Raw genomic sequence first — 22907 nt, 5'->3', positions numbered from 1 at the left:
GGCAGGAGCAGGGTGAACCTGAACCACGTCTCCAAGGGTTTTGGAGAGGAGTGGGACCGCGAAGAAGTCGTCAAGGATCTCACGTTCGAGATCATGCCGGGCCTACTCACCGCCATTGTCGGGCCTTCGGGATGCGGAAAGTCCACAATCGCGAACCTGGTGGCGGGTTACGAGACGCCGGACAAGGGCGAGATCCTGCTCAACGGCAGCAAGGTCAATAAGCCCGGCCGGGATCGCATGGTCGTCTTTCAGGAGACGGCCCTGATGCCCTGGCAGACGGCGCGGGAGAACCTGCGCTTTGGCCCGAAGATCCGTCGCGAAATGAAAAATCGCGAGCTGAACAAGATCGCCGATGATTTGCTGGTCAAGGTTGGGCTTGGAGACTTCAAGGATAAGTATCCGAGCCAGCTCTCGGGCGGCATGCAGCGGCGCGCCGAGCTCGCGCGAGCCCTCATAAACCAGCCGCTGCTGCTCATCATGGACGAGCCGTTCCGCGGCCTCGACGCAATGTCCCGGCCGTTGATGCAGGAGTTTTTTCTGAAGCTCTTCGAGGAGAACCGGAGAACGAACCTGTTCGTCACCTCGGAAGTGGAGGAGGCGATCTTCCTGGCCGACAAGCTCGTCGTGCTGAGCAACCGGCCGGCCTCCGTGCGCACGATCATCGACATCCCGCTTCCGCGGCCCCGGAAGCTCTCGATGTTGAACTCGCCCGAGGCATATGAAATAAAACGCGAGGCTATGGAGATCTTGCACGAAGAGGCGATGAAGAGCTTCACCCAGACGCGCGCGATGGCGTAGCGTGGCGGCCCTGGTGCCGAGTGCTATCGAAGCGGGAACATGTCCATCGAAGTTACTGGTCTGACGAAAGCGTTCGGCCACAGGCGCGTTGTGGACGGCATCAGCTTCACCGCTGAGAGGGGATCGTTGGTTGGATTTCTCGGTCCGAACGGCGCCGGGAAATCCACAACGATGAGGCTTCTCTCCGGCTACTATCGGCCCGACGGCGGCGTTGTTAAACTGTGCGGCCGCGACGCCGTCTCGGACCCCATCGGCGCCCGATCGCTGGTCGGATATCTGCCGGAGGCGGTCCACGGCTTTCAGCACCTCTGTGTTCATGACTTTTTGATGCTGGCAGCGGAGGGCCGGGGCTCATGGGGGCGCGAGCGCGACGGCGCCATTCGGCACATCACGTCGCAGTTGGACCTCGGGTCCGTGCTCAGGCGCCGGTGTGGGGAGCTCTCAAAAGGCTGGCGCCAGCGTGTTTGGCTTGGCCAGGCCCTAATTCACGATCCCGAGATCCTGCTGCTCGATGAGCCGACGGACGGCCTCGATCCCAATCAGAAGATCGCTCTCCGTGCCCTGATCCGCACGCTTGCGAAATCTCGGACCATCCTGCTTTCGACGCACATCCTGGAAGAGGCGGAGGCGCTTTGCGATCGGATTATCGTCATCGAGTCCGGGCGGCTGGTCGCGGATGCTGGGTGCGCCGAGCTGCTTTCTGCTGATGGCCGGCTGGGTCCGGCTTATATCGCGCTGACGGCCGGCAAGCAGCGGTTAGACGCCTGATGAGGCCGGGCGTGCGGACCTGGGGCGCCGGGACGCTTGCAGTGCTTCGCCACGAGTGGCGCGCCTTGACCGCCAATCGCCTGATCCTCGTCTTCCAAGGCACATTCCTGGTTGCGCTCTCGGCGCTTATCTTCCTCGTCGCAGATTTCTACTCGGGCGATACGGCATCGCCCGCGTTGCTTGCGACGTTTCTGCCGTGGGTCGCACTGATCTTTGTGCCCGCGCTTGCCATGAGCGCGCTCAGCGAGGAAAGCGGTGACCGCGAGCTGGAGCTGCTCTCCACATTGCCTATGCGGCAAAGCTCGATCGTGACCGGGAAATGGCTTGCCCGTTGCGGCCTTCTCACCGTCACCCTTGCACTGACATTTCCGTTCCCGCTGACGATCGCCTATCTCGGCGATCCCGATTGGGGACGGGTCGCTGCCGTCTATTTCGGCGGCGTGCTTTTCCTGGCTGCTCTCCTGGCCGTCGCGCTCTTTTCAGCATCGATGTTCCGGGATCAGATCGGCGGTTTCGTCTCGGCCCTTGCCGTGCTGTTCATTCTGGTCGCACTCGGCTGGGATGCGATGGCGCGCCTTTTGCCCGAGGACCACGCGGTCGTCTTGCTCGGACTGTTCGAGTCCGTGTCGCCGAAATACTGGTTCGACCGCATCGCCAGCGGGCGCATCGAGCTTGCCGCGCTGATCTACTTCATGGCGGTCCCCGTCCTCGCGCTTTGGGGGGCTTCGATGGTGCTCCAGCTCCGGTGCGGCGCCAGCCTCGCGACACGCCAGGCGGCCTTTGGCATCGGAAAGATGTTGCCCGTTGTGCTGGCTTGTGCGTTCGCGATCGCCAGCGCGGATCGCCATGACCTTGCATTCGATGCCACGGATGAACGCGAGTACTCGCTCGACGATGCAACGAAGAAGGTCATAGATCGGGTTCCAACGGGAACTGTGATCGATCTTTACTGGAGCGCGGGCGCCGTCAATGTCCCGGCCTCGATCCGGGAGCACGCGCGCCGCGTGACGGGCCTGCTCGAGGCCATGGCGTCGCGGTCCGAGGGAAGACTGCAACTTCATAAGCACGTGCCGACACCCGAGAGCGACCAGGAGTTCACGGCCTTGAGGGCCGGCGTGGCGCTTGTGCCCATGTCGTCGGGCGACTCGTTCATGCTCGGCGCTACGGTGCGGAGCGGCGAGCGCCAGTCGCGCATCGCCTATTTCGACCTGTCCCGCGAAAGGCTTCTCGAATACGACGTCGCGCTCATGCTCGCGTCTCTCGGACGGACGAAGACGCCGCGTGTCGGGGTGCTCTCGCCGCTGGTGCTGCCGCGGCACGCCAGGGACGGGTCCGGCTCTCTCGCGGTCATCGAAGAGCTGAAGCGGGCCTACGACGTCGCGGTCATTCCGCTGTTCGACGAAAGCCTGCCTGAGGGCATCGATGCGCTGATCGTCATCGACGCGACACTGCTCAAGAGCAAGATGCTCTGCGCCATCGATCGGCACGTGATGGACGGCAAGGGGCTCGTGGTGCTGGTGGATCCCCACGTCAGATCCCTCCCTTCGAGCAACGAAGTGACGCCTCAGCCGTCGGAGGAGATCAACGACATATCGGATCTTCTTCTCCGCTACGGGCTGCGCTACGAGTTCTCGGATGTGGTGGGCGATGAAACCCTTGCGACGCCTGTCGCCGATACTGGCGGGCGTCAGTTCCCTTATCCGTTCTGGCTCACGGCAGGTGCGGGGCAACTCGCCTCTGGAGAAAGTGTGACGGCGGGATTGCGGACGCTTTTATTCCCCGAGCCCGGGCATTGGGCGCTGACGAGCCAGACCGCCGCTCCGCTGGTCTGGACGACGGCGACGGCCGGAGTGCTTCCACGCACCGGCTTCGCCGCGTCCACGGCCGAGATTAACGCGGGACGGTTCGAGGCGCGTCCTGGCGGCGACCCGCTCGTCATCGCGGCGACGGCACGTGGTAACCTTCAGAGCGCCTTCGATGCGGGCTGCTCCACCGATGACGGCGCCGCCATCGGGCCATCCGAGCCGTCCGCACGGGTCTTCGCTGTGGCAGATGTGGACTGGATCTTCGATAACTTTGCATTTCAAACCGATGGCGGACCGCAGCGCGTACCACTGAACGATAACGCGACGCTATTTTTGAACATGGTCGAGGCCGCCGCGGGAGACGGATCTTTGATCGGCGTCCGGTCTCGCGCACCCACGCGGCGCTCCTTCACGCGGGTTGCCGATCTCGTGCAGGCTGCGAGCCAGACGAGCAGCGCGCGGAGCAAAGAGATCGAGACGCGCATTGCAGCTGTTGAGAGCACCATCTCCAAGATCCCTGCGGCAGCAGGAGTGGAAACGTTCGATCAGCTGTCGCCGGAGATCAAGCGTCAGGTCGAAACGTTGCGCCAGGATCTGCTGCCGCTCCGCCGTGAGCTGCGTGATCTCAGGAAAGAGATCCGTCAAACGGCCGAGGATCTTGGGCGCAGGCTGACGCTTGCAAACCTGGCGGCAGGTCCGCTGCTTGTGTTGTGCCAGTGGTGGCTATTCGGCTGGCTGAGCAACAGGCGCCTTAAGCGTTGCGAGAACGTTACCAGCGAGGTGTAGGGAGCCGCAGACCAGTATGCGGCGGGCGTGCGCGTTGGATGCGCCGGCGAGAGTGGCGACAGCGTCGGTCACGCTCGGAGCGGTATGAGCATCGGAGATCCCGACATCGCGCGCCGCCGCGACGATGGCCGCGGCCGGATGCGACTGGTCGGCCCCTTCGATGGCCACGCCGCGCAGCCGCCGTATAAATGGCACCAGGGGACCGATCAGCTCGCGGGGATCTCTCGTGTTCAGCATGCCGATCACGACGTCGAGCTTTGTATCGAGGGTCTGTGCCCACCTCGCGAGCGCTTCAGCGGCGCCCGTATTATGGCCGCCGTCGACAATGAGATCGACGCGTGCCGGGAGACGCCTCTGACCGTACGAAATCAAACGCAACGACATCAAGCGTGCCGGCCACTTGACATGCATGACACCGCGAATGTACTCGGCCTGCTTCAGTCTGAGACCGTCGATCTGATCGAGAATCGCCAGGGCCATGCCGGCATTGACGACTTGATGAGCGCCGGAGAGCGGAGGAGAGGGCAAGAATATCTCCTGCTTTCCACGGTAGAAAAACCAGTTCTCCTGTGGCTCTACGCTCCAGCACGTTCCAAAGGTGAAAGGACGCGTGCCGACGCGGGTCGCTTCTTCGGCCAAAGCCGTCATCGCGCCGTTCAATTGAGGACCGAAGACCGCGGGTACAGAAGGGCGAAGGATGCCCGCCTTTTCGCGGGCGATCAGGTTCACGGTCTCGCCGAGATCGGCCATGTGATCGAGTGAGATCGACGTAATGGCCGTTACGATCGGGTTCGGGACGACATTCGTCGCATCGAGACGGCCGCCCATGCCGCACTCCACGAGCGTGAAGTCTGCGTCGTGGCGCGCGAACGCGAGGAAGGCGGCCGCCGTGGTGGCCTCGAAGAACGTTATCGGCCGGCCCGCGTTCGCGGCCTCGACTTCTTCCAGCAGCTCGACGAGCTCGTCGTCGGGTATCAGAGATCCGGCGATGCGGATACGCTCGTTGAAATGAACGAGGTGCGGCGACGTATAGACATGAACGCGCTTCCCGGCGGCTTCAAGCATCGATCGCAAAAACGCGAGCGTCGAGCCTTTGCCATTGGTCCCCGCGATATGGACCACCGGGGGCAAGGACAGATGAGGATTGCCCAGAGCTCCCAGTAGCGCGGTCATGCGGTCGAGACCAAGTGCAATCTTGGTCGGAAAGAGCATCTCCAGGCGCCTCAAGATGGACGCCGGATTTCTATGGCGCGCCCGGCGCGGGATGGGTGTCACGACATCGAACTCGCCGTAACTGCGCCCTGCGCGGGGCGGTAGGCGTGGGCGGTCTGAAAGCTGTTGCTGGCGTCGAACTTGCGAATATAGAGCGCGCTCTGGCGCGTGACCGCAGCAATGACGTTCCGCATCAGCATGGCGACGGTGACAGGGCCAACGCCACCGGGCACCGGCGTGATCCACCCCGCAATGTTGCGGCAAGAGGCGTAGTCCGCATCGCCGACGACGAGCAGCTCTCCGTTCTCCTCGATCTGGTTGATCCCGATGTCTATGATTGCAGCGCCGGGCTTGATCATGTTTCCGGTCAGAAGGCGCGGCTTGCCCACCGCGATGATCACCGCGTCGGCATCTTTGGAGTGGGCCGCAACGCTGCGGGTGAGGTGATGGCAGACGGTGACGGTTGCGCCTTCCGCCATGAGCAGAAAGGCCACCGGCTTGCCGACGATTTCGGAATGGCCGATGACCGTCACCTCGAGTCCTTCGAACTGCAGTCCGGTCTCACGCAGCAGCTCCACTGCCGCCAGCGCGGTGCAGGGCACAAGATCCGCTCCGCCATAGACGATGTCACCGATCGATGCCGGATGCATGCCCTCGACATCCTTGAGTGGATGGATGGCCATCTGCAGCTCGCGGATTTCGAGATGGGAAGGGACTGGCCTCTGGAGCACGATTCCCGAGATGCGGGGATCGGCGTTCAAGGCGTGAATTGTCGTCTGCACCTCCGAAAACGTCGCCGTGTCCGGGAAATTGCGCTCTATGAACGAGATCCCGCAGCGTTCGGCGTGCCGCTTCTGGTTCCGGACGTAAAGCGCTGTCGGCGCACGATCGCCAATGCTGATGGAGACCAGCACGGGCGGCCACCCTTGATCGCTCAGATCGGCTGCACGTGCCGTAACCTGATCCAACAGCCGGCGCGCGAGCGCACGTCCATCGAGTTCCTGGCTACAGCCCTGAGCCGACAACGGCGCGATGAGCTGTTCTCTGGTTTGCATGGCGATCTCACTTTGTCAGACGTGGTGATGAGGCCGTCATAGCCTCGGTTAGTAGAGCAGCATCAGGAGCGCGGTCATTGCGGTGAGAATGACGAGCGCGGTTCCGATGAGAATGACAATGTGGCGCCATCCGAGCTCCGCGATGGCTTTGAGCGAGGTGTTGAGGCCGATCGCAGCGATGGCCAGCAGCAGCCCCCACGTGCTGAGCTCGACCACGACGCTCTTCGCGAAGTCGTAAGGGACGCTGATGACGTCGATCGTCGATAGAATGCTGTTCAGAATGCAGAGGACGAGGAAGACGATGGCGAAGACAGGAACCGCAACCCGCGCCTCACGGCGGTTTCCGGAGAGCTTCACTGCGTACCAGCTAATGGCTAGGACGACAGGGAGCAGAAGGAAAACACGGAATAGCTTCACGATGGCAGCGGAGTTCCCGGCCGTTTCGGAAACCGCATAGCCGGCGCCGACCACCTGAGCGACGTCATGGATCGTCCCGCCCAGCATGATGCCGGTGGTGCGGTCGTCGAACCCGAGCATCATGCAGAGTGGCGGGAACGCGAGCATTCCAACGGTGGCGAGCAGGTTCACGCCAACGATCACGAACGCGATATCCGTGTCCCGTCCTTTGTAGGAGGGAAGCACCGTAGAGGTGGCGAGAGTAGCCGAGGCCCCGCATACGGCCGTAGCCGAGCCGACCAGCAGGCCGAAGTATGTATTCAGCTTGAGCGCCTTCGCGATCGCCACGCCGGCCACGATCGTCACGATCATCGCTGCGACGACGGCCATCGCGACCGGTGCACCGAGCCCGATGATGTCGCCCAGAGCAACGCGCATTCCCAGCAGAGCAACGGCCCATCTGAGCAGCGGCTTGGCACATAACGCTATGCCGGGCTCGAACGCGGCGTTCCGCGTCACGCCGTGCAGTGCCATGGCGATGATCAGAGCGATCACCATGGCGGGCAACGGAAGTGCGGCGGGCATATGCGGCGCGAGGAGGACGGAGATCGCGGCGACGGATAAGGCCAGGAGGAAACCGGGAGCGAGCTGCCAATACTTTGGTACTGATTTGGCGCGTCTTGTCCGCGCCGATACGACTGCATCCATGCCTGATCCTCCCGGATGCGTTCGCGCATCCGAATTTGTGATGTTTTTTTGGTCAGGCAGGAGCAATCGGCCAATGCCCTGGGCATTGGCTCGCTGGTCAATATGGCCCTCAAAACTTCCGCGCGTTGAAGTTTCGATTCCTACCCTCGGTGCGAAGGTAGCAATCGAATTGAAGGGATTCTATTTGAGGATTGCTTCTATTAAATCGATGGCAGCTATCCCGAATCCCGACGAAGTATCTATAAGCATATTCCAAACTTCGATCGGCGAGATTACGCCTCTATGATTGAATAGTAGGAAATTAATTTACAGCATCATTTCCGATATGCATGGTGCGGCCGCTTGGCGTGATAAATTACGCTCGGCAGCCAATCGTCGTCCGGCATCTGCTATGTCGGCAGTCGACGCGACATAAAACATCAACGCGAAATGAACGGCCAATATCCCGCTGGATTGGCCGACTGAGGAGTTATTCCCATGACCGTTCGGTCAGATATCGAGATCGCGCGTAACGCCAAGGCAAAGCCCATCGTAAAAGTGGCCGACAAAATCGGAATTCCGTCGGACGCGTTGATTCCATACGGGCCGACGAAAGCAAAGGTCGTATTTCCGTTTATCGACTCTCTCGAGAATAGGAAGACCGGCCAACTTATTCTGGTTTCCGCAATCACGCCGACGACCGCGGGAGAAGGAAAGACAACAACCACGGTCGGCCTTGGCGATGCTCTCAACAGGATCGGCAAGAAAGCCATCGTCTGTATCAGGGAGCCATCTCTTGGGCCGTGCTTCGGAATGAAAGGGGGCGCTGCCGGAGGCGGCTACGCGCAGGTCGTGCCGATGGAGGACATCAATCTCCATTTCACAGGCGACTTTCACGCGATCACCGCCGCTCACAACTTGTTGTCGGCGATGGTCGACAACCACATCTACTGGGGCAATGATCTCGGCATCGACGCCCGTCGTGTCGTCTGGCGGCGCGTGATCGACATGAACGATCGTGCGCTCCGCTCCATCGTCACCGGACTTGGAGGCGTGCCGAACGGCTATCCGAGAGAGTCGGGCTTCGACATCACGGTCGCCTCGGAAATCATGGCGATCCTGTGCCTCGCCAATGATCTCAAGGATCTGGAGCAGCGTATCGGCAACATCGTCATCGGCTACACGCGCGCCCAGAAGCCCGTGCTGGCCCGGGAGCTAAATGCCGAAGGGGCCATGACGGTTCTCCTTAAAGACGCATTGATGCCGAACCTTGTGCAGACCCTCGAGAACAACCCGGCATTCGTTCACGGCGGCCCATTCGCCAACATCGCCCATGGATGCAACTCGGTGGTGGCCACGAAGACGGCTTTGAAGCTCGGGGAGTATGTTGTCACGGAAGCGGGCTTCGGCGCGGATCTCGGCGCGGAGAAGTTTTGCAATATCAAATGCCGCAAGGCGGGCATAAGCCCGGCGGCTGCGGTCGTCGTGGCCACCATCCGTGCCCTCAAGATGCATGGCGGCGTCAGCAAGGATCAGCTTGGCAAGCCGGACGTTGAAGCGGTTAAGGCCGGCCTGTCGAATCTCGGCCGGCATCTCGAGAACGTGAAGAAGTTCGGCATACCGGCTGTGGTCGCGATCAACCACTTCACCTCCGACACGGATGAGGAGATGCAGGCGGTCGTCGATTTCTGCAAAGGATATGGCGTGCAGGCGATTCCCTGCCGGCATTGGGCTGACGGCTCCGCCGGTGCCGAGGACCTGGCGCGAGCTGTCGTCTCGCTCGCGGAAGAGGGCAGTGCCACGTTCCAGCCGCTCTATGAGGATGCGCTGCCGCTCTGGGACAAGATTGAGCGGATCGCCAAGGAGCTGTATCGCGCCGCGGCGGTAACGGCGACCCCCGCGGTGCGGTCGCGCATCAAGGAGTTCGAAGCGGGCGGCTATGGGCACTTCCCGATCTGTGTCGCGAAGACTCAATATTCCTTCTCGACTGACCCCGACGCAAAGGGTGCCCCGACCGGCCATACGATCGAGATCCAGAATGTCCTCCTCTCCGCTGGCGCAGAGTTCATCGTCGCCATCGCAGGAGACATCATGAGGATGCCTGGATTGCCGAAGGTGCCAGCCGCCAACACCATCCGGCTCGATGAGGCCGGAAACATCCAGGGGCTCTTCTAAAGCAGACCCCATCGGGCGGGGTCGTCCGATGGGGTGAACATACTCTGCGGGGGCGCCGCCCTCGGAAGAGATAGACGTGTCCTATTTAGGAAATTGCAGTGCCGTATTTATGCACGGGCGTGTCGCACTACAATCGACCGGATGGGACACGTTTTCGGATTGACCCGAAGACCATGGATTCGACCCATCGAGATGGAGCAGAAAAATGACTGCAACACAACGAGTGCAGAAGCCCGACGGTTCACTGAGTGATGCTTTTTCCCAGGCTCACAATGCCGTGCAATGGCTGGTGCGCATGGTGCGTAGCTTCAGGAATGTCAGCGGCGCCGACGATGTCATCCTGCACTGGAACGAGGCGCGGAACGCGTTCGTGACGGATGAGATCGTTGACGGCTTGCAGATGGAGCTCAGAATTCCCGAGCTTACGCTGCAGTTCCTTGAGAACGGCAATCCGGTTGATCATCAGCTCCATATGGAGGGGCGGTCGCCGGCGCACGTCGAGGCCTGAGTTCTGGTAGAGCTCCTGCACCGCGGAATCGATCAAAAGCGTTTCTCCAAAGATCTGCCCTACGCGATTCCGTCTCCCATGATCGGCGACAGTGTCGAATACTCGCCGGAGCTTCGCGAGGAGGAGCTTCGCGAGATCCTCGAGTGGTTCGTGGCAGCGACGAACCTCATGAAGGATCTGGCGCGCGAGATCCCAGGACACGGCAAGGACCCCGCTCTGACCCTGTGCTCGCGTGACTTCTCGATCGAAGCCTTGATTGAGCCCAACGAGAAGCATGAAGGCGCCGATCCGGTTCGCGTCAGCTTTTGCCCGCTTCGGCAAGGCAAGGTGGGCCCGCACTATGTTGTTAACGGGTCCTTCAAAGTGGGCTCGGCAGACGTCGTGCAGATCGTCACGGTTCCCTCGAGCAAAGACGAAATTGCGAGCCCGGCCATTGCGGCTCGCCTTCGTGACATCATCGAGAGAACGCACGCCGGCTAGAGTTTGATCGCGTGAGGTGGGCTGCGCCTACGTACCCACCGGCAAGGAACGAAAAGCCGCCCGAATAGATATCTATTCGGGCGGCTCTTTTATTAGATCGTTGAGAGAAGGCGCCATCGTTTCATACGATGGCGCCGACCGACCCGCCTCAACCTGCACCCATCCCTTCGAGTGCTTCATCGTCACGCCGCTTGGGCTTTTGGGTGCTTGTACCCCCGAACGGCTTTGGAGGTTTTGCCGTCGAGGAGGGCAACTTCCGGCGTTGCGGCTTTGCCGCCGGCTTCTCGGCTTTGGGCATCGGGGAAGCTCGCACCAGGCTGCCGCCGTTCATCGGATGTTGCAGTCTGTTGTTGAGCTGGTTAGCCAGTTCGCCGGACGCTGTCATTTGCTTGATGATCGACACCAGGGCCTTGACCATCGGAAGCACGGCCTCGCCTTCCGCCCAGAAAAGCGCGATCTCCTGGGTGGCGACCGGATCTACGAGGTTCAAAGCGCGCGTCCCCGGCAAGGTCGCGAAGTGAGATGGAACGATGGTGCAGAGCCCGGCATGCTGAACCTGGAACATCAGGTGCAGAATGGATTCGGAGATCACTTTCGGCTCCGGCGTGCAGCCCGTCTTCGCGAATATTCCATCGACGAAGGTGCGTTCGTGCAGTTTGGGCCTGAGCATGGCGAGCGGAAGCTCGGATGCCTCGCGCCAAGTGATCGTTGACCGCTGCGCGAATTCCTCCGTGTCGGGAACCAGCAGGCTGAGCTTCTCGCTGTAGACCGACTGCGTGTTGCGCCGGCCCATATCGGAAGCCTCCATGTAGGTGAACGCCGCGTCAAGGGAGAACTCGTTCAGCCCGAGCCGCATCTTCTCGTTGCCGATGAACGAGATGTCGATCACGATGCCGGGATGCTTCTCGCTGACGCGGCTTAACAGCGATGGAAGAACGGGCGACATCGATGGCATGGCTCCGATGCGGAGATAGCCTTTGAGGTTGTTCGACATCGACGAAATTTCCTCGCGCATGGCCTGACAGTGTGCCAGGACCGCGCGCGCCCACCGCTCCACTTTTTTGCCCTCGGCGGTGAGGCCTTGAAACCGCTGGCCGCGTCCGCGAAGGAAGATCGGCGCTCCGATTTCGAGCTCGAGCTGCTTGATGGCCGTGGAGAGGCTTGGCTGCGTCACATGGCAGCGTTCGGCCGCGCGTCCGAAGTGGCGCTCTTCCACCACCGCGATCATATACTTGAATTGTCTCAGGAACATAGAACATCATCCTCCCGATGCATGCCCCTTCTTTGCGAGGGTGCCTCACAACATTATCTATTAAATTGTAGCTATTAAAAGGTGCCATTTGATTGAACGTAGTTATATGTCGATTGTCCGGTTCATAGTTGATCCGCCGTCATGAGAGCGGTCCAGTTGCTGTTCTGCGCAGCTGCCGCACGGCATGAATCCGTAAGCGGATCTATGCGGCGTATTCCCCTATAGAAGTTCGCGACTATATCGACGCAGCCGCTGTGGCCTATCGTGCGGTAGGGGAAACGAGGCGTCGGATTACTTCATGCTCACTATCATTGGGATCGGGTTGATCGCCGGAGTTCTGATCGGCAGCGTCGGCATCGGAGGCGTGATCGTCGCGCCGGCTCTCACCTATCTTGTCGGCTTCGACATCCGCACGGCGATCGGTGCGGCGCTGATAGGATTCGGCTTCAGCGGCATCGTCGGCACCTTGCGTTATCAGAGGCACGGCGCAATCGAATGGTCGACAGCGCGAACGCTGGTCCTCTCAGCACTGCCGGCCGCAGTCGTGGGCGCGTACTCGGTGCGCGTTACGCCCGAGCTCATGCTCAAATGTATTTTGGGCGCTGTCGTCGTGGCGTCCGGATTCTATGGTCTGGTCGGTAGCTCCAAGCGCGAAACCGGGATCTCCGGCGCATTATCGTCGCGTCAGATCGGGGCCATCGGCTTCGTCACCGGCTACGGGTCAGTAATCACTGGCACCGGTGGTCCGCTGCTTCTGGTGCCAATCATGGTTTGGCTCCAGCAACCGATTTTGTGGAGCATTGGCCTAAGCCAGGTGATTCAGCTGCCGATCTCGCTTTCGGCGACCGCCACCAACATCGAACTGCTCCCCGATGCGGCGACCTGCATCGCGCTCGCCATCGCGCTCGCCGTTGGTAGCTGGGGCGGCTCCTATATTGCACACGCAGTTTCTCAAGAGTCGCTGAAACGGGTGGTCTCGTATCTGCTCGTTGCCGTCGGTTTCGGCATCGTCGTTGATGTGTCCGCGCGCATGGCGTTCTGAGATCACGCGCGCGCACTGTGAGCCGGCGCGGCATCACGGGGCGTAAATCTCGGCGGCGTTTATGCCGAAGCTCTGGCTATGAGTAGCCCTGATTGCGAGACGCACGCACGGCACCTTCGATATCTCCGTCAGCAACGTGTTCTGAAGCCGGACGTTAGAACGGTACGGTGTTTTTCCATCGGGCAAATACGTGTTCGAATGTTTGCCTGACGGCGCAGATGTTTTAGGACACTAAAAGTATACCCTGGCACGCATGGCGAGGTATCCGCGTCGTCATACTAGGCGAAAAAACATTCTATATATTCAAAATCCTAATTTTACCCCGCCGACAATCCCATGTCTCTTAGTGGCGCCGATGCAGGCGAGATATCGCGCACGGTGATTGCTCCTGACAAAGGGGCAGACTCGATAATTCTAGCCCACGAGGGAGAGTCATGGCGGAAGGTAAACCTAGAAAGAAAGTTACGATCAATACGCTGATGGCCAAGATGCGAAAGGGCGAGGCTATTACGCAATTGGCCGCCTATGACTATCGCACGGCCGTGGTCGCGGATCGGCTTGGCGTGGACATCCTCTGCGTCTCTGACACGGGCGGCATGATCCTGTTCGGTCATCAAAGCACGGTAACCGTGAGCTTCGATGAGGTCATGATGATGGCCAAGGCCATCGATCGCGGTTCCAAATACGGACTGCGCATGATCGACATGCCGTACTGGAGCTTTCACGTGTCCCCGGAGCAAGCGGTCGCCAACGCCGGCCGGTTTGTTGCCGAGGCCAACGCCGAGGTTATGAAGTGCGAGGGCAACAAGTACCACGCCAAGAATATCGAGGCGATCGTTCGCGCCGGTATTCCTGTTCAGGGCCATATCGGCATTACGCCGATGCGTATGCCGCAGCTTGGCGGGTTCACCGCTCAGGGTAAGAAGGCGAAGCGGGCCCTAGAGCTGGTCGAAGACGCAAAGGCGATGGTCGACGCCGGTTGCTTCTCGATCATGTGCGAAGTCACCACATCGGAGATCGCCGAGTACCTCGCGGAGACGCTGCCTGTGCCCGTCATCAGCCTTGGGGCAGGCAACCGTGCGCACGGCGTGCACATCATCTCCTCCGACCTGTTCCATCTCTGGGAGGAGCACGTTCCGCGTCACTCGCGGATCTATCACGACCTCATCCCCGTCATGGAAGACGTCTTGACCCGCTACATGAACGACGTGCGTTCTCGGTCCTATCCGGGCCCCAAGGAGACCGTGTTCATGGAGAACGACGACCTGCTGGAGTTCGCGAAGGCGGTTAAATGGGAAAAGAAAGTCGACGAGATTAAATCAGGGGTGAAAGAACCCGCGTAACTCTTCCTCCTTCGTTCCCCATCCCCAGCCCACTTGGTCCGAACTCTGTTCGGACCTTTTTTTATTTGGCCTTCCAGCCAATCACGCGTTGGAAATCCCATGGGCTGTAAAGCACCGTCCGATCGTGCGCGGCGTTAGCCAGTAGATCTATCCCACCCGGCGGGCCTTGCAGATCCCAAGCTGTCAGCCGGCGATGCATCGCAATCATCAGCAGCGTCTGGTCTCGAGCGATGAAGTTTGATCTCTTTTATCTCCACGCGGGACCAGGCAGGTCTGTCGTGGCGCATAGCTTGCGATGCCGTGGTCGAAAAAATAATGAGGCCGGACAATGGGTCCGGCCTCGGTCTTCTTCTCGAGACGAAGGCTCTGTTAGAAGCGGATGATGGCCCCCGAGCCAATGAAGTCGAGGCTATCGACATCAAGCTGGCCTGCCATCCCGTTGAAGTTTTTGATGTCGCCCGTGTTCCGGCGATATTTCAGCCAAATGCTCATGGCGGCGGCATCGATCTCCTGCACGATCCCCGCACCCGCACGGGTGAACCTCGACCCTGTGGCACCGGAATCGATCAGACGCTCGCTCATCATGTCGTCGATCACGCTGTATTCTCCGTAGACGACAGTGTGGCCGAGCGGGAGCCATTTCCTGCGCAAGCCCGCCTTGTAGTACTCTTGTGTTCCCTTCGGTATCGCGTTGCCATCTGCCGTCGGGTGATCATTCCACTCGGCTCCGTAGGCTGCATAGCCGAACAGGCCGGTGGGCAAGTGTTCGAGGTAGGCGCCAAGCTGGAGATACTTGGACTCGCGCGGAATCGGACTCGTGCGCACGTCCTTGTTCTCCGAGTAGGCGGCAACAGCCTGGACCTTGAAGTCGGAAATCGTGCCTGCGTAGTTGATCGCTGTGTCCCAGAAATCGTCCTGTCCCCAGCTCGCAGAGGCCACGAAGCCGTGGAATGTCGGCGTATCGTAGCGAACGGCATTTGTAGTCGCGCCGTTACAATCGCCGCCAAACCCTCCTTCGATGTGGTGGCAGAACGCGATGTCGCCCCACCTCATGCCGATACGCTCGCCCTGATGGAGCAGGAAGAAACCCGAGCCGTCATGGACGACCCAGTTCGCCGGCCCTGCAGAGCCCGAGGAATCGATCAGGATCGGAGCATCGTCGGATGCTTGGGCGATTCTGCCGAGCGACAGCTTGCCGAGCCTGTCGCTCTGCAAAAACCAGTGGGACTTGAGGATATTTATATCGGTGTCGAAGGGGGCAGGGGTGTCCTGGCTCACCCAATAGCGCTGCCGGCCGAAGAGCTCGAGATGAAGCGTATAGCCAGCAGACCAGCCGGGCGAGATCTGCGCAATGCCTTGCATGCGCAGATGCGTGGGGCTTCCGGCACCGGTGACGTAGGTGTTCGATTCGACGCCGTCGTCCCAGTAGGTGATCTGATGCGCAATCTGCCCGGCAATCGTGAGGCTGACCTTCCGGTTTCCCTTGCGGGCCGTGGTCGCCTCGAGTTCCGCGATGCGCTCTTCCAGGTCCGCGCAGCAGTCTCCCCCGAAATCCGCTGCGGCGACTGAGTGCGTCGACACTACGACACCGACGGTCAGCACGGACAGCACCCGGAGGACGCCCGCTCCACGTTTGGCTGCAATGCTCAAGATACCCTCCCTTGAATTCTTTTCGTGCGCGTGATTGTTTTTTTAACTCATGCAATAGGAAGATTATTAACGTCATCGTTCATCTGAAAAATAGCATTTGTTCAATTGCCGAATAGAAAAAAACTCTAATGCACAAAGCTAGGTCGATGTGCGTCGGCGGACATATGTCAGAACAATCCAGCTTGGGATATGGCATGCCGGCCTTATAGGCACCGTCTATATATAAATACGAATTTCATTGGCGGCGACACGCGTTGAAAGTCGCATGCTACATAAGTCACGTTTTTACGTGCAATTATAGTGACTTGCATCGAGATGCTGAGGTTGCGTATATGAATATTGAGCGCGCAATGGCATCGTCTTGTCTATCTGGCGATAACGAACTTTAATTGCCGCCGTCGGCCACAAACGCAAAAGCGCCTGCTATGCTTACAGCAGCCGCTTTCCAGGCGAGCACAACTTCACTATGACACATGGAGGATATCGCTGTGGCAGCGAAGAATCACAGCCAATGGATGGCAAACCCGCCACTGCAGGCCGGGGAATGGGTTGATAGCCGCATCTACTCCGACGAGCAGATTTTCGAGGAGGAACTTGAAAAGATCTTTAAGGGGACGTGGATCCCTGTTTGTCACGAGTCGGAGTTGCCCAAGGCGTATGACTTCCGCACCACGTCGATTGCGCGTGAGCCGATCATCGTCTGTCGCGGGCCGGATAATCAGATTCGTGCGTTCCTCAACGTCTGCCCGCATCGCGGCATGATGATTGAGCGGCGTCCGGCTGGCAGCTTCCTCGAAGGGCAGCCGTCAGGTAACCCGAAGCGGATGACCTGCATGTTCCACGGCTGGCAGTTCGACATGAAGGGCAGCTGCGTTTATGTCGCCCGTGAAAAGGAAGGCTATCAGGATCGCCTCTGCAAAGAGGACGTCGGCCTCCGCAGGCTTCGCTGCGAAGTGAAGTTCGGCGGCTTCGTCTGGGTCAATCTCAACGACCAGGCGATGGATCTCGAGGAGTGGTGTGGCAAGCCGTTCGAGTGCCTGCGCAAAACCCTCGACGCCGAGCCCATGGAGGTGTTCCACTATCACAAGGCTATCGTCGATACGAACTACAAGCTTTGGCACGACACCAACGCTGAGTTCTATCACGACTTCATGCACTACCATAACCGCGTGACCGGCTTTAACGAGGACTACTTCGCTCGCAAGAACGAGGCGTTCGATCACGGGCACGTCGTCGTGGGAACCTTCACCGTCGATTATGAGAAGTATGAGGGCTTCGAGAGCCGTGCTTCGCTCTCCTTCCCGCATCTTCCGCCTAACCAGTGGTACATGATCGACCTGTTCCCGGGCGTGAACTTCAACCTGCGCGGATCCGCTCTGCGTTGCGACGTCGTCACCCCGCTCGGACCGAACAAGGTGATGATCGAGTTCCGCGGCCTGGGTCTGAAGAGCGACTCTGCCGAAGATCGTATGACTCGCATCAAGCACCACAACTCGATCTGGGGACCATTCGGCCGGAACCTTCACGAGGATCTCATCGGCGTGCAGGGTCAGGGCAACACGATGAAGACCGGCGCCGAGCCGCGGCGGATCCTCCACGGCCGTCAGGAAAACCAGACGATCCACGACGAGAACGGCATGCGTCACTACTACGACGAGTGGGGGCGGTGGCTGAACAGGCTGCCGAGCGATCCCGAGAAGCCGTACGCGGAGCCCGCAACGGTCGCTGCGGAATAAGTCCAGCCACAACATAAAAACAAGGAAGGCAGGCGCTTTGCCGCCTGCCTTCCACACGAAGAGCTATGAGGAGACGCACAGTGTCGACCAAGGAAATTGTTCGCGACGCCGTTTACAAGGCCACGATGCTCCTGGACGAGCAGAAGTGGAACGACTGGCTAGATTGCTGCGACGAGTCGTTCGAGTACTCGATCACGGCGTGGAGCCCCGAGATCAACTATGACATGACCTATATGTCGGCCAACAAGAGCGATCTTGCGCATCTGATCGAGCTCCTTCCGAAGCACAATACGGATCACTCGCCCCTGCATCGGCACACGACGGTCTATTCGATCGAGCCGTCAAGCGACAACAAGACGGCCACGGCCCTCAGCTCCGTTATCATCTACCAGAACCTTTACGACGGTACGAACTCGCATATCGACGCCGGAGATAGCCGTCTCTTCCTCATTGGCCGCTACGTTGACACGCTGAAGATCGAGAACGGCACGGGCATCTTTCTCAAGCGTGAGCTGAAGCTCGAGAACCGGCGGCTCGACAAGGGATCGCACTGGCCACTTTAGTTTGACAGGGGAAGAGTGGGCATGACGTGGAAAAAGGTCTGCGGCCTCGATGAGGTCGCGGTGAACACCGCAAAAGTCTTCGAAGTCGACGGAACCAACATCCTCATCGTCAACTACGGCGAGGGCTTCCGCGCCATACCTCCGGTATGTCCGCACATGGAGGAGCCGTTGGACGCGTCAGGCATCGTCGCGAACTGCGTCCTGACGTGTTCCAAGCACCTGTGGGCATGGGATCTGAAGACGCTGGAATTGCGCGCCGAGGCTGAGAAACCGCTCAAGGTCTACGAGACCAAGCAAGCGGACGGGGGACTATACGTGAATGTCGTAGAGGAACTCCTGTACGACTTCGAAAGCGAGGAAGAGTCAGACGATGAGTTCTTCTTTAGCCAGGGCTGAGCGTCCGGAAACCTCCGACACTCCCGAAGCAGACAAAGCCGTCAACGTCACGATCGAAACGCCGACGGGGCGTTTCGAATTCAAGTGCGACGAGGGAGAGACCCTGCTGCGCGCTGGATTGCGACAGGGCGTGACGTTGCCCTACGAGTGCGCGACGGGAACGTGCGGAACGTGCCGGGGACGTACCATGACGGGCAACGTCGGCGTCGGCTGGGCCGATGCCCCGGCGCTCGCGAAGCTCAAGCAAGACAAGGGTGATATCCTCCTCTGCCAAGCACGGGCGACATCGGACTGCCTGGTTCGCGTTCCGTCGAAGTCGGTGGCCCAGACGCCTACTAATGACGCACCGATGTCAAACCGCGGCATCATCACCAGCAGCCGCCGTCTCACGCGAGACGTTATCGAGTTCACGATATCGCTCGCACGCGAGATGTCGTTCGAGGCCGGTCAGTTCATGCTCGTCAGCGTAGGCGGCGTTATTGGCGCGCGTGCCTACTCCATGGTGAACTACGCGCCGGATACCGACGAAATCGTCTTTGTGGTGAAGCGTAAGGACGGCGGCGGCTTTTGCGACTGGCTGTTCGAGAGCGAGGTGGACGGTGCCAAGGTGGAGCTGTTCGGTCCGCTGGGGCGGGCGACGCTCGGACTTTCCGACCGTCGGAACCTCATTATTGCCGGCGGCGGATCAGGGATCGCCGGCATGATGGCCATCCTCGAGCGGGCGACACAAACCGAGCATTTCGCATCATATCGTGGACGCGTGTTCTTCGGCGTGCAGAAGATGGAGGACGGCTTCTATCTCGAGGAGCTTGCTGACTATGTGCAGCGGGCCGGCCCGAATCTTGAGGTGACACTCGCCCTCTCGAATGACGAGCCACCGGCCGCCGTTCATCCCGAGTTTCCATCGATCCGTCTCGCAAAGGGCTATGTGCACGAGGCCATGTCGGCTGCAATGAGCGGCCTATACGACAACGACCTGGCCTTCATCGGCGGGCCGCCGCCGATGGTGGATGCTGTGCTCCGCACGCTCATTGTCGAGGGGCAACTGACGCCGGCCTCCATTCGCTACGACAAGTTCAGTTGATAGGCCGGTGACCGGAGGAAAGGGCACCTGGAGGGAACCATGCTCAAAAGCTTGAACATCCAGCGCCGAAGCCTCCTTCTCGGGGGTGCAGGTATCGTCGCGGCTGGCGGCCTGGGGGCGCGCAGCTTCGCGCAGGAGGCTGGTGCCGCTGCGGTTCCGTCTCCGCTTCCCAAGGATCTTCATTGGAAGAACGACGATGCATTGATCGTCCATAGCGCCAACACGATCGAGACGAAGAGAGAGCACGCTGGCCGCAGCATCATCACGCCGCTCGATGAGCTGTTCGTCCGGAACAACGTCGCCCCCCCGCCGTCGGCGATCACGGAGAATCCCGACGCCTGGCAAGTCTCGATAGAGGGAGTGAAAGAGCCGCGGACCATGACCGTGGCCGAGCTGAAGACCATCGGCGTCGAAACGGTCGCGTCCGTCCTGCAGTGCTCCGGAAATGGCCGCGGGTTCTTCGATCACAAGCCGAGCGGTACGGCCTGGACTGTCGGTGCGGCCGGCTGCGTTCTCTGGACCGGCGTGCCTGTTCGTGCCGTCGTCGAGGCGCTGGGCGACCTTGTCGCCGGCAGCCAATTCATGACCGGCACCGGCGGGGAGCCCATTCCGGCAGGGTTGGATCCCAACACCCTTGTCGTCGAGCGATCGCTTCCCCTCGAGGCGATGGAGACTGCAATTCTAGCCTGGGAGGCCAACGGCAAGCCGCTTCCGCTCGCGCACGGCGGACCACTGCGGTTGATCGTTCCCGGCTATTTCGGCGTGAACAACATCAAGTACATCACAAAGCTTGCGTTCACCGAGCAGGAATCCCAGGCGCGGATTCAAGCGAGCAGCTACCGCGTTCGTCCCATGGGCGAGAAAGGGGGCGCGGGATTCCCGTCCATGTGGAAGATGCCCATCAAGTCATGGGTCCGGGATCCGGTGACGACCGCCGCCAGCGGACGCGTGCAGATTCACGGCATCGCCTTTGGAGGCGAGGGTGGCGTGAAGTCTGTTGAGGTTTCGGCGGATGGCGGTGAGAGCTGGCGTCCGGCCCGGCTGGTGGGGCCCGATCTCGGACCCTACGCGTGGCGCACCTTCGTTCTATCGGCCGAGCTCAAACCCGGCCAAGTCGTGCTTGCGAGCCGCGGAACGGATTCGTCCGGCACGCAGCAGCCCGAGGTCATGGAGGTCAACGAACGCGGGTATGGGCACAACGGCTGGCGGTCTCATGCAGTCACGGTCACGATCACCTGAAGGCTTGATCCTATCGAGAGAACCCAGATACGAAATGAATTCGATCTCACGATTTCTTGGGCGGATGCCCGCGATTGCCGCCTTAATCCTGGCACAGGGCGTGACTGGGGACAGCTTTGCAGCCGAAGCGCCGGAAGAGCTTGGCAAGCAGCTTTTCACCGGCGCGGCCTCTCCTCCGTGTGCAGTCTGCCACACGCTCTCCGACGCTGCGGCTGAGGGTGCGATCGGTCCGAACCTGGACGAGCTGAAGCCCGACCTGGAACGCGTCAAGAAGGTCGTGAGGGGCGGAATGGGCGCCATGCCGCCCTATGACACGCTGTCCGACGAAGAGGTGGATGCCCTCGGGATCTACGTTTCGACCGTCACCACGAAATAAACCGCCGCGAGTTTTCCGTGCGTGTGCCGCCGGGCGCTTTCGGAAGAACAGATGGGCGTCCTAGAGCCGTTCCGGTTTAAGTGGAAACGGAACGGCTCTAGGTTTTTGTTTCTTCGTGCTTCTCGTCGGAAAACCGGTTCCCACTTTTCCGGAAGCACTCTAAATCGAAGCCCGATCCACAAAACAGCATAGCGCCGTTCGCTGATGGGCAGCTGTTTGTTACGCCGCCAAGCGATCTGGCCGGCGTGGCGGACGGGATCCCTTCCATTGGGGCTGGGGATCGGCAACCAGTCTCACGAACAGCCACGTGATGGGTACGAGATACAGGAGCCCCACGGGGATCCACATGATGAGGCCCGCGAGCTGCTGATCTTCGAGCAGCGTAAGGCCCCATTGCGCGGCGCCCGCCTCGTGGATCGGATAAAGCGGCTCCGGCGAAAGCAGCATCAACGCGCCAGGCAAGCCGCTGATGACTGCGCTCCCCGCGACGAAGGTCATCGTTGCTGCGACCCCCATGCGCCGGCGGCCAGAAGGTTCGATGACAAGGCTCCAGAACATGAGCGCCGTCACGAACAGCGTGGCATGCTCGAATGCGTGTGCCCATGCGTTGTTGAGCGCCCACGCATAGGGCCGCGGCAGATGCCAGAAGGCGAACGTACTCGAGAAGAGAAGGCCGACTGCCACCGGATGCATGAGGCGGCCGACTATGCGGTCAAAGCCTCCGGCGCGCCAAGCCGAGCCGATCTCCTTGCGCACGCTGCGCGGAAAAGCCCAGAGCATCACGAGGGCCGGACGGCTCCAGACCAGCATCGGCGGCACGATGAGCGTCAAGATCAGGTGTTGGATCATGTGCATCGAGAACAGGGCGTCGGCGTACGCATCCAACGGCGACAGCAGGATGAGGACCAGAGCAGTCATGGCTGCGCCGAATGCCAACGACTGTCCACGCGCAACGATACGCAGGCCCGCCTGCTGGCGAATGCGCAGGATGCCGGTGGCATAGAGAAGCGTCGTTACGCCGAAAAGGCAGGCGAGGACCATCGGCGCCGAAGATGGGCCGCCCGCCACCGTCCCGCCGATCCCATGGGCGAACGCAACGCGTCCGGACAGAAGCAGCGCGAGCATGGCGAACGCTAAGCGCATGGTAGCCCCAGGAACGGTCCGGCGAGATCGAAAATGATCGCGATCAGGAACAACGCGCTCGCGAGCAGGCCGCACATGGCAAGAAAGCGCGTGCGGCCTTCCCCGGCTTCGACGAGTTCGTGTGTGCCGCCTTCTTTCTCGGTCCGCGTCCGCTGGAACAGCCTATAGGCTACGGCGCCCGCGCCGGCCGCGATGGCGATCGCAATAGCATCGACCACCACGACGAGGCTCCATGCCGATAGGGTAGCCTCTCCCGCACATGCCCGATCGGCGAGCCCGTAGTTGACCAGGAGATGAAGGAACCACGCCGCGGGGCCGCCGGCGAGCGCATAGGAAAGCGAGCTGGTGCTCGCATGCGCACGATGCGGCGCGGGATGGGCCTGCTCTGCGATGTCGGTTCCGGGCGTCATGTG

At 60.6% G+C, this 22907-nt stretch carries 21 protein-coding genes; 14 read left to right on the top strand and 7 right to left on the bottom strand.

Annotation, left to right across the window (positions count from 1 at the left end; all coding sequences use genetic code 11):
* Positions 1 to 12 precede the first annotated feature (12 nt).
* Genes V7P99_RS01140 through V7P99_RS01130 form a run of 3 tightly spaced genes read left to right on the top strand, consistent with a single transcriptional unit; the run spans position 13 to position 4157 of the window.
* Positions 13 to 798, top strand: a complete 786-nt coding sequence (locus V7P99_RS01140; RefSeq protein ID WP_333792978.1) for an ABC transporter ATP-binding protein — start codon at positions 13 to 15, stop codon at positions 796 to 798.
* A 39-nt stretch (positions 799 to 837) separates the two neighbouring features.
* A complete protein-coding gene (locus tag V7P99_RS01135; protein WP_333792977.1) occupies positions 838 to 1566 on the top strand; it encodes an ABC transporter ATP-binding protein in 729 nt (242 codons plus the stop codon).
* Positions 1567 to 1577: 11 nt separating this feature from the next.
* Entirely contained in the window at positions 1578 to 4157 is a 2580-nt protein-coding gene (locus V7P99_RS01130) for a Gldg family protein (protein WP_333792976.1), read from the top strand.
* Here V7P99_RS01130 and V7P99_RS01125 read toward each other — a convergent pair.
* Genes V7P99_RS01125 through V7P99_RS01115 form a run of 3 tightly spaced genes read right to left on the bottom strand, consistent with a single transcriptional unit; the run spans position 4095 to position 7528 of the window.
* Entirely contained in the window at positions 4095 to 5369 is a 1275-nt protein-coding gene (locus V7P99_RS01125; RefSeq protein ID WP_333792975.1) for a bifunctional folylpolyglutamate synthase/dihydrofolate synthase, read from the bottom strand. The genes V7P99_RS01130 and V7P99_RS01125 overlap by 63 nt on opposite strands.
* A 59-nt stretch (positions 5370 to 5428) precedes the next feature.
* Positions 5429 to 6424: a bifunctional 5,10-methylenetetrahydrofolate dehydrogenase/5,10-methenyltetrahydrofolate cyclohydrolase gene (locus tag V7P99_RS01120; RefSeq protein ID WP_333792974.1), complete on the bottom strand. Its 996-nt coding sequence runs from the start codon at positions 6422 to 6424 to the stop codon at positions 5429 to 5431.
* A 48-nt stretch (positions 6425 to 6472) separates the two neighbouring features.
* Entirely contained in the window at positions 6473 to 7528 is a 1056-nt protein-coding gene (locus V7P99_RS01115) for a YeiH family protein (RefSeq protein WP_333792973.1), read from the bottom strand.
* 477 nt (positions 7529 to 8005) lie between these two features.
* Between V7P99_RS01115 and V7P99_RS01110 the strand changes: the two genes are divergently transcribed.
* From V7P99_RS01110 to V7P99_RS01100, 3 genes are all read left to right on the top strand, one after another.
* The gene (locus V7P99_RS01110; protein WP_333792972.1) at positions 8006 to 9682 is read left to right on the top strand and encodes a formate--tetrahydrofolate ligase; all 1677 of its coding nucleotides are present in this window, start codon (positions 8006 to 8008) and stop codon (positions 9680 to 9682) included.
* 205 nt (positions 9683 to 9887) lie between these two features.
* Positions 9888 to 10190: a hypothetical protein gene (locus V7P99_RS01105; protein WP_333792971.1), complete on the top strand. Its 303-nt coding sequence runs from the start codon at positions 9888 to 9890 to the stop codon at positions 10188 to 10190.
* Between the two features lie 78 nt (positions 10191 to 10268).
* Positions 10269 to 10670, top strand: a complete 402-nt coding sequence (locus tag V7P99_RS01100; protein WP_333792970.1) for a hypothetical protein — start codon at positions 10269 to 10271, stop codon at positions 10668 to 10670.
* 148 nt (positions 10671 to 10818) lie between these two features.
* Here the strand turns inward: V7P99_RS01100 and V7P99_RS01095 are convergent, their stop codons facing one another.
* The gene (locus V7P99_RS01095) at positions 10819 to 11922 is read right to left on the bottom strand and encodes a LysR family transcriptional regulator (protein WP_333792969.1); all 1104 of its coding nucleotides are present in this window, start codon (positions 11920 to 11922) and stop codon (positions 10819 to 10821) included.
* 298 nt (positions 11923 to 12220) lie between these two features.
* Between V7P99_RS01095 and V7P99_RS01090 the strand changes: the two genes are divergently transcribed.
* Positions 12221 to 12964, top strand: a complete 744-nt coding sequence (locus V7P99_RS01090) for a sulfite exporter TauE/SafE family protein (RefSeq protein ID WP_333792968.1) — start codon at positions 12221 to 12223, stop codon at positions 12962 to 12964.
* A 434-nt stretch (positions 12965 to 13398) separates the two neighbouring features.
* Complete coding sequence (locus tag V7P99_RS01085; RefSeq protein WP_333792967.1) at positions 13399 to 14307, top strand: 3-methyl-2-oxobutanoate hydroxymethyltransferase; 909 nt, start codon at positions 13399 to 13401, stop codon at positions 14305 to 14307.
* A gap of 369 nt (positions 14308 to 14676) precedes the next feature.
* Here V7P99_RS01085 and V7P99_RS01080 read toward each other — a convergent pair whose 3' ends face one another.
* Positions 14677 to 15957 carry a porin gene (locus V7P99_RS01080; RefSeq protein WP_333792966.1) on the bottom strand — a complete coding sequence of 427 codons (1281 nt, stop codon included), beginning with the start codon at positions 15955 to 15957 and terminating at the stop codon, positions 14677 to 14679.
* A gap of 488 nt (positions 15958 to 16445) precedes the next feature.
* On the opposite strand from V7P99_RS01080, the gene V7P99_RS01075 reads away from it, so the two are divergent.
* The 6 genes from V7P99_RS01075 to sorU all read left to right on the top strand — a co-directional run bounded on the left by V7P99_RS01075 (position 16446) and on the right by sorU (position 21351).
* Complete coding sequence (locus tag V7P99_RS01075) at positions 16446 to 17693, top strand: aromatic ring-hydroxylating oxygenase subunit alpha (protein ID WP_333792965.1); 1248 nt, start codon at positions 16446 to 16448, stop codon at positions 17691 to 17693.
* 80 nt (positions 17694 to 17773) lie between these two features.
* The gene (locus tag V7P99_RS01070) at positions 17774 to 18256 is read left to right on the top strand and encodes a hypothetical protein (RefSeq protein ID WP_333792964.1); all 483 of its coding nucleotides are present in this window, start codon (positions 17774 to 17776) and stop codon (positions 18254 to 18256) included.
* 21 nt (positions 18257 to 18277) lie between these two features.
* Entirely contained in the window at positions 18278 to 18652 is a 375-nt protein-coding gene (locus V7P99_RS01065) for a Rieske 2Fe-2S domain-containing protein (RefSeq protein WP_333792963.1), read from the top strand.
* Entirely contained in the window at positions 18627 to 19736 is a 1110-nt protein-coding gene (locus V7P99_RS01060) for a 2Fe-2S iron-sulfur cluster binding domain-containing protein (protein WP_333792962.1), read from the top strand. Before V7P99_RS01065 ends, V7P99_RS01060 begins: the two co-directional genes overlap by 26 nt.
* A 39-nt stretch (positions 19737 to 19775) precedes the next feature.
* Positions 19776 to 20975 (top strand): SorT family sulfite dehydrogenase catalytic subunit, encoded by a 1200-nt coding sequence (gene sorT, locus V7P99_RS01055; protein WP_333792961.1) that lies wholly within the window; start codon positions 19776 to 19778, stop codon positions 20973 to 20975.
* A gap of 64 nt (positions 20976 to 21039) precedes the next feature.
* On the top strand, positions 21040 to 21351 hold the full coding sequence (gene sorU / locus V7P99_RS01050) for a SorU family sulfite dehydrogenase c-type cytochrome subunit (protein WP_333792960.1): 312 nt from the start codon (positions 21040 to 21042) through the stop codon (positions 21349 to 21351).
* Positions 21352 to 21570: 219 nt separating this feature from the next.
* Here the strand turns inward: sorU and V7P99_RS01045 are convergent, their stop codons facing one another.
* The gene (locus V7P99_RS01045; RefSeq protein ID WP_333792959.1) at positions 21571 to 22494 is read right to left on the bottom strand and encodes a cytochrome c oxidase assembly protein; all 924 of its coding nucleotides are present in this window, start codon (positions 22492 to 22494) and stop codon (positions 21571 to 21573) included.
* Entirely contained in the window at positions 22485 to 22904 is a 420-nt protein-coding gene (locus V7P99_RS01040) for a hypothetical protein (RefSeq protein ID WP_333792958.1), read from the bottom strand. The genes V7P99_RS01045 and V7P99_RS01040 overlap by 10 nt, the downstream gene beginning before the upstream one ends.
* Positions 22905 to 22907: the final 3 nt, after the last annotated feature.

The organism is Hyphomicrobium sp. (assembly GCF_036780825.1).
In the GTDB taxonomy this organism is placed as follows: domain Bacteria; phylum Pseudomonadota; class Alphaproteobacteria; order Rhizobiales; family Hyphomicrobiaceae; genus Hyphomicrobium_C.
This window is presented reverse-complemented; position numbering and strand designations above follow the sequence as displayed.

Excerpts from the sequence above, each read along its gene's own strand:
- V7P99_RS01135 (WP_333792977.1), top strand. The coding sequence starts at position 838 with ATGTCCATCGAAGTTACTGGTCTGACGAAAGCGTTCGGCCACAGGCGC.
- V7P99_RS01125 (WP_333792975.1), bottom strand. The coding sequence starts at position 5,369 with ATGCTCTTTCCGACCAAGATTGCACTTGGTCTCGACCGCATGACCGCG.
- V7P99_RS01120 (WP_333792974.1), bottom strand. The coding sequence starts at position 6,424 with ATGCAAACCAGAGAACAGCTCATCGCGCCGTTGTCGGCTCAGGGCTGT.
- V7P99_RS01115 (WP_333792973.1), bottom strand. The coding sequence starts at position 7,528 with ATGGATGCAGTCGTATCGGCGCGGACAAGACGCGCCAAATCAGTACCA.
- V7P99_RS01110 (WP_333792972.1), top strand. The coding sequence starts at position 8,006 with ATGACCGTTCGGTCAGATATCGAGATCGCGCGTAACGCCAAGGCAAAG.
- V7P99_RS01105 (WP_333792971.1), top strand. The coding sequence starts at position 9,888 with ATGACTGCAACACAACGAGTGCAGAAGCCCGACGGTTCACTGAGTGAT.
- V7P99_RS01100 (WP_333792970.1), top strand. The coding sequence starts at position 10,269 with ATGATCGGCGACAGTGTCGAATACTCGCCGGAGCTTCGCGAGGAGGAG.
- V7P99_RS01095 (WP_333792969.1), bottom strand. The coding sequence starts at position 11,922 with ATGTTCCTGAGACAATTCAAGTATATGATCGCGGTGGTGGAAGAGCGC.
- V7P99_RS01090 (WP_333792968.1), top strand. The coding sequence starts at position 12,221 with ATGCTCACTATCATTGGGATCGGGTTGATCGCCGGAGTTCTGATCGGC.
- V7P99_RS01085 (WP_333792967.1), top strand. The coding sequence starts at position 13,399 with ATGGCGGAAGGTAAACCTAGAAAGAAAGTTACGATCAATACGCTGATG.
- V7P99_RS01065 (WP_333792963.1), top strand. The coding sequence starts at position 18,278 with ATGACGTGGAAAAAGGTCTGCGGCCTCGATGAGGTCGCGGTGAACACC.
- V7P99_RS01060 (WP_333792962.1), top strand. The coding sequence starts at position 18,627 with ATGAGTTCTTCTTTAGCCAGGGCTGAGCGTCCGGAAACCTCCGACACT.
- sorT (WP_333792961.1), top strand. The coding sequence starts at position 19,776 with ATGCTCAAAAGCTTGAACATCCAGCGCCGAAGCCTCCTTCTCGGGGGT.
- sorU (WP_333792960.1), top strand. The coding sequence starts at position 21,040 with ATGCCCGCGATTGCCGCCTTAATCCTGGCACAGGGCGTGACTGGGGAC.
- V7P99_RS01045 (WP_333792959.1), bottom strand. The coding sequence starts at position 22,494 with ATGCGCTTAGCGTTCGCCATGCTCGCGCTGCTTCTGTCCGGACGCGTT.
- V7P99_RS01040 (WP_333792958.1), bottom strand. The coding sequence starts at position 22,904 with ATGACGCCCGGAACCGACATCGCAGAGCAGGCCCATCCCGCGCCGCAT.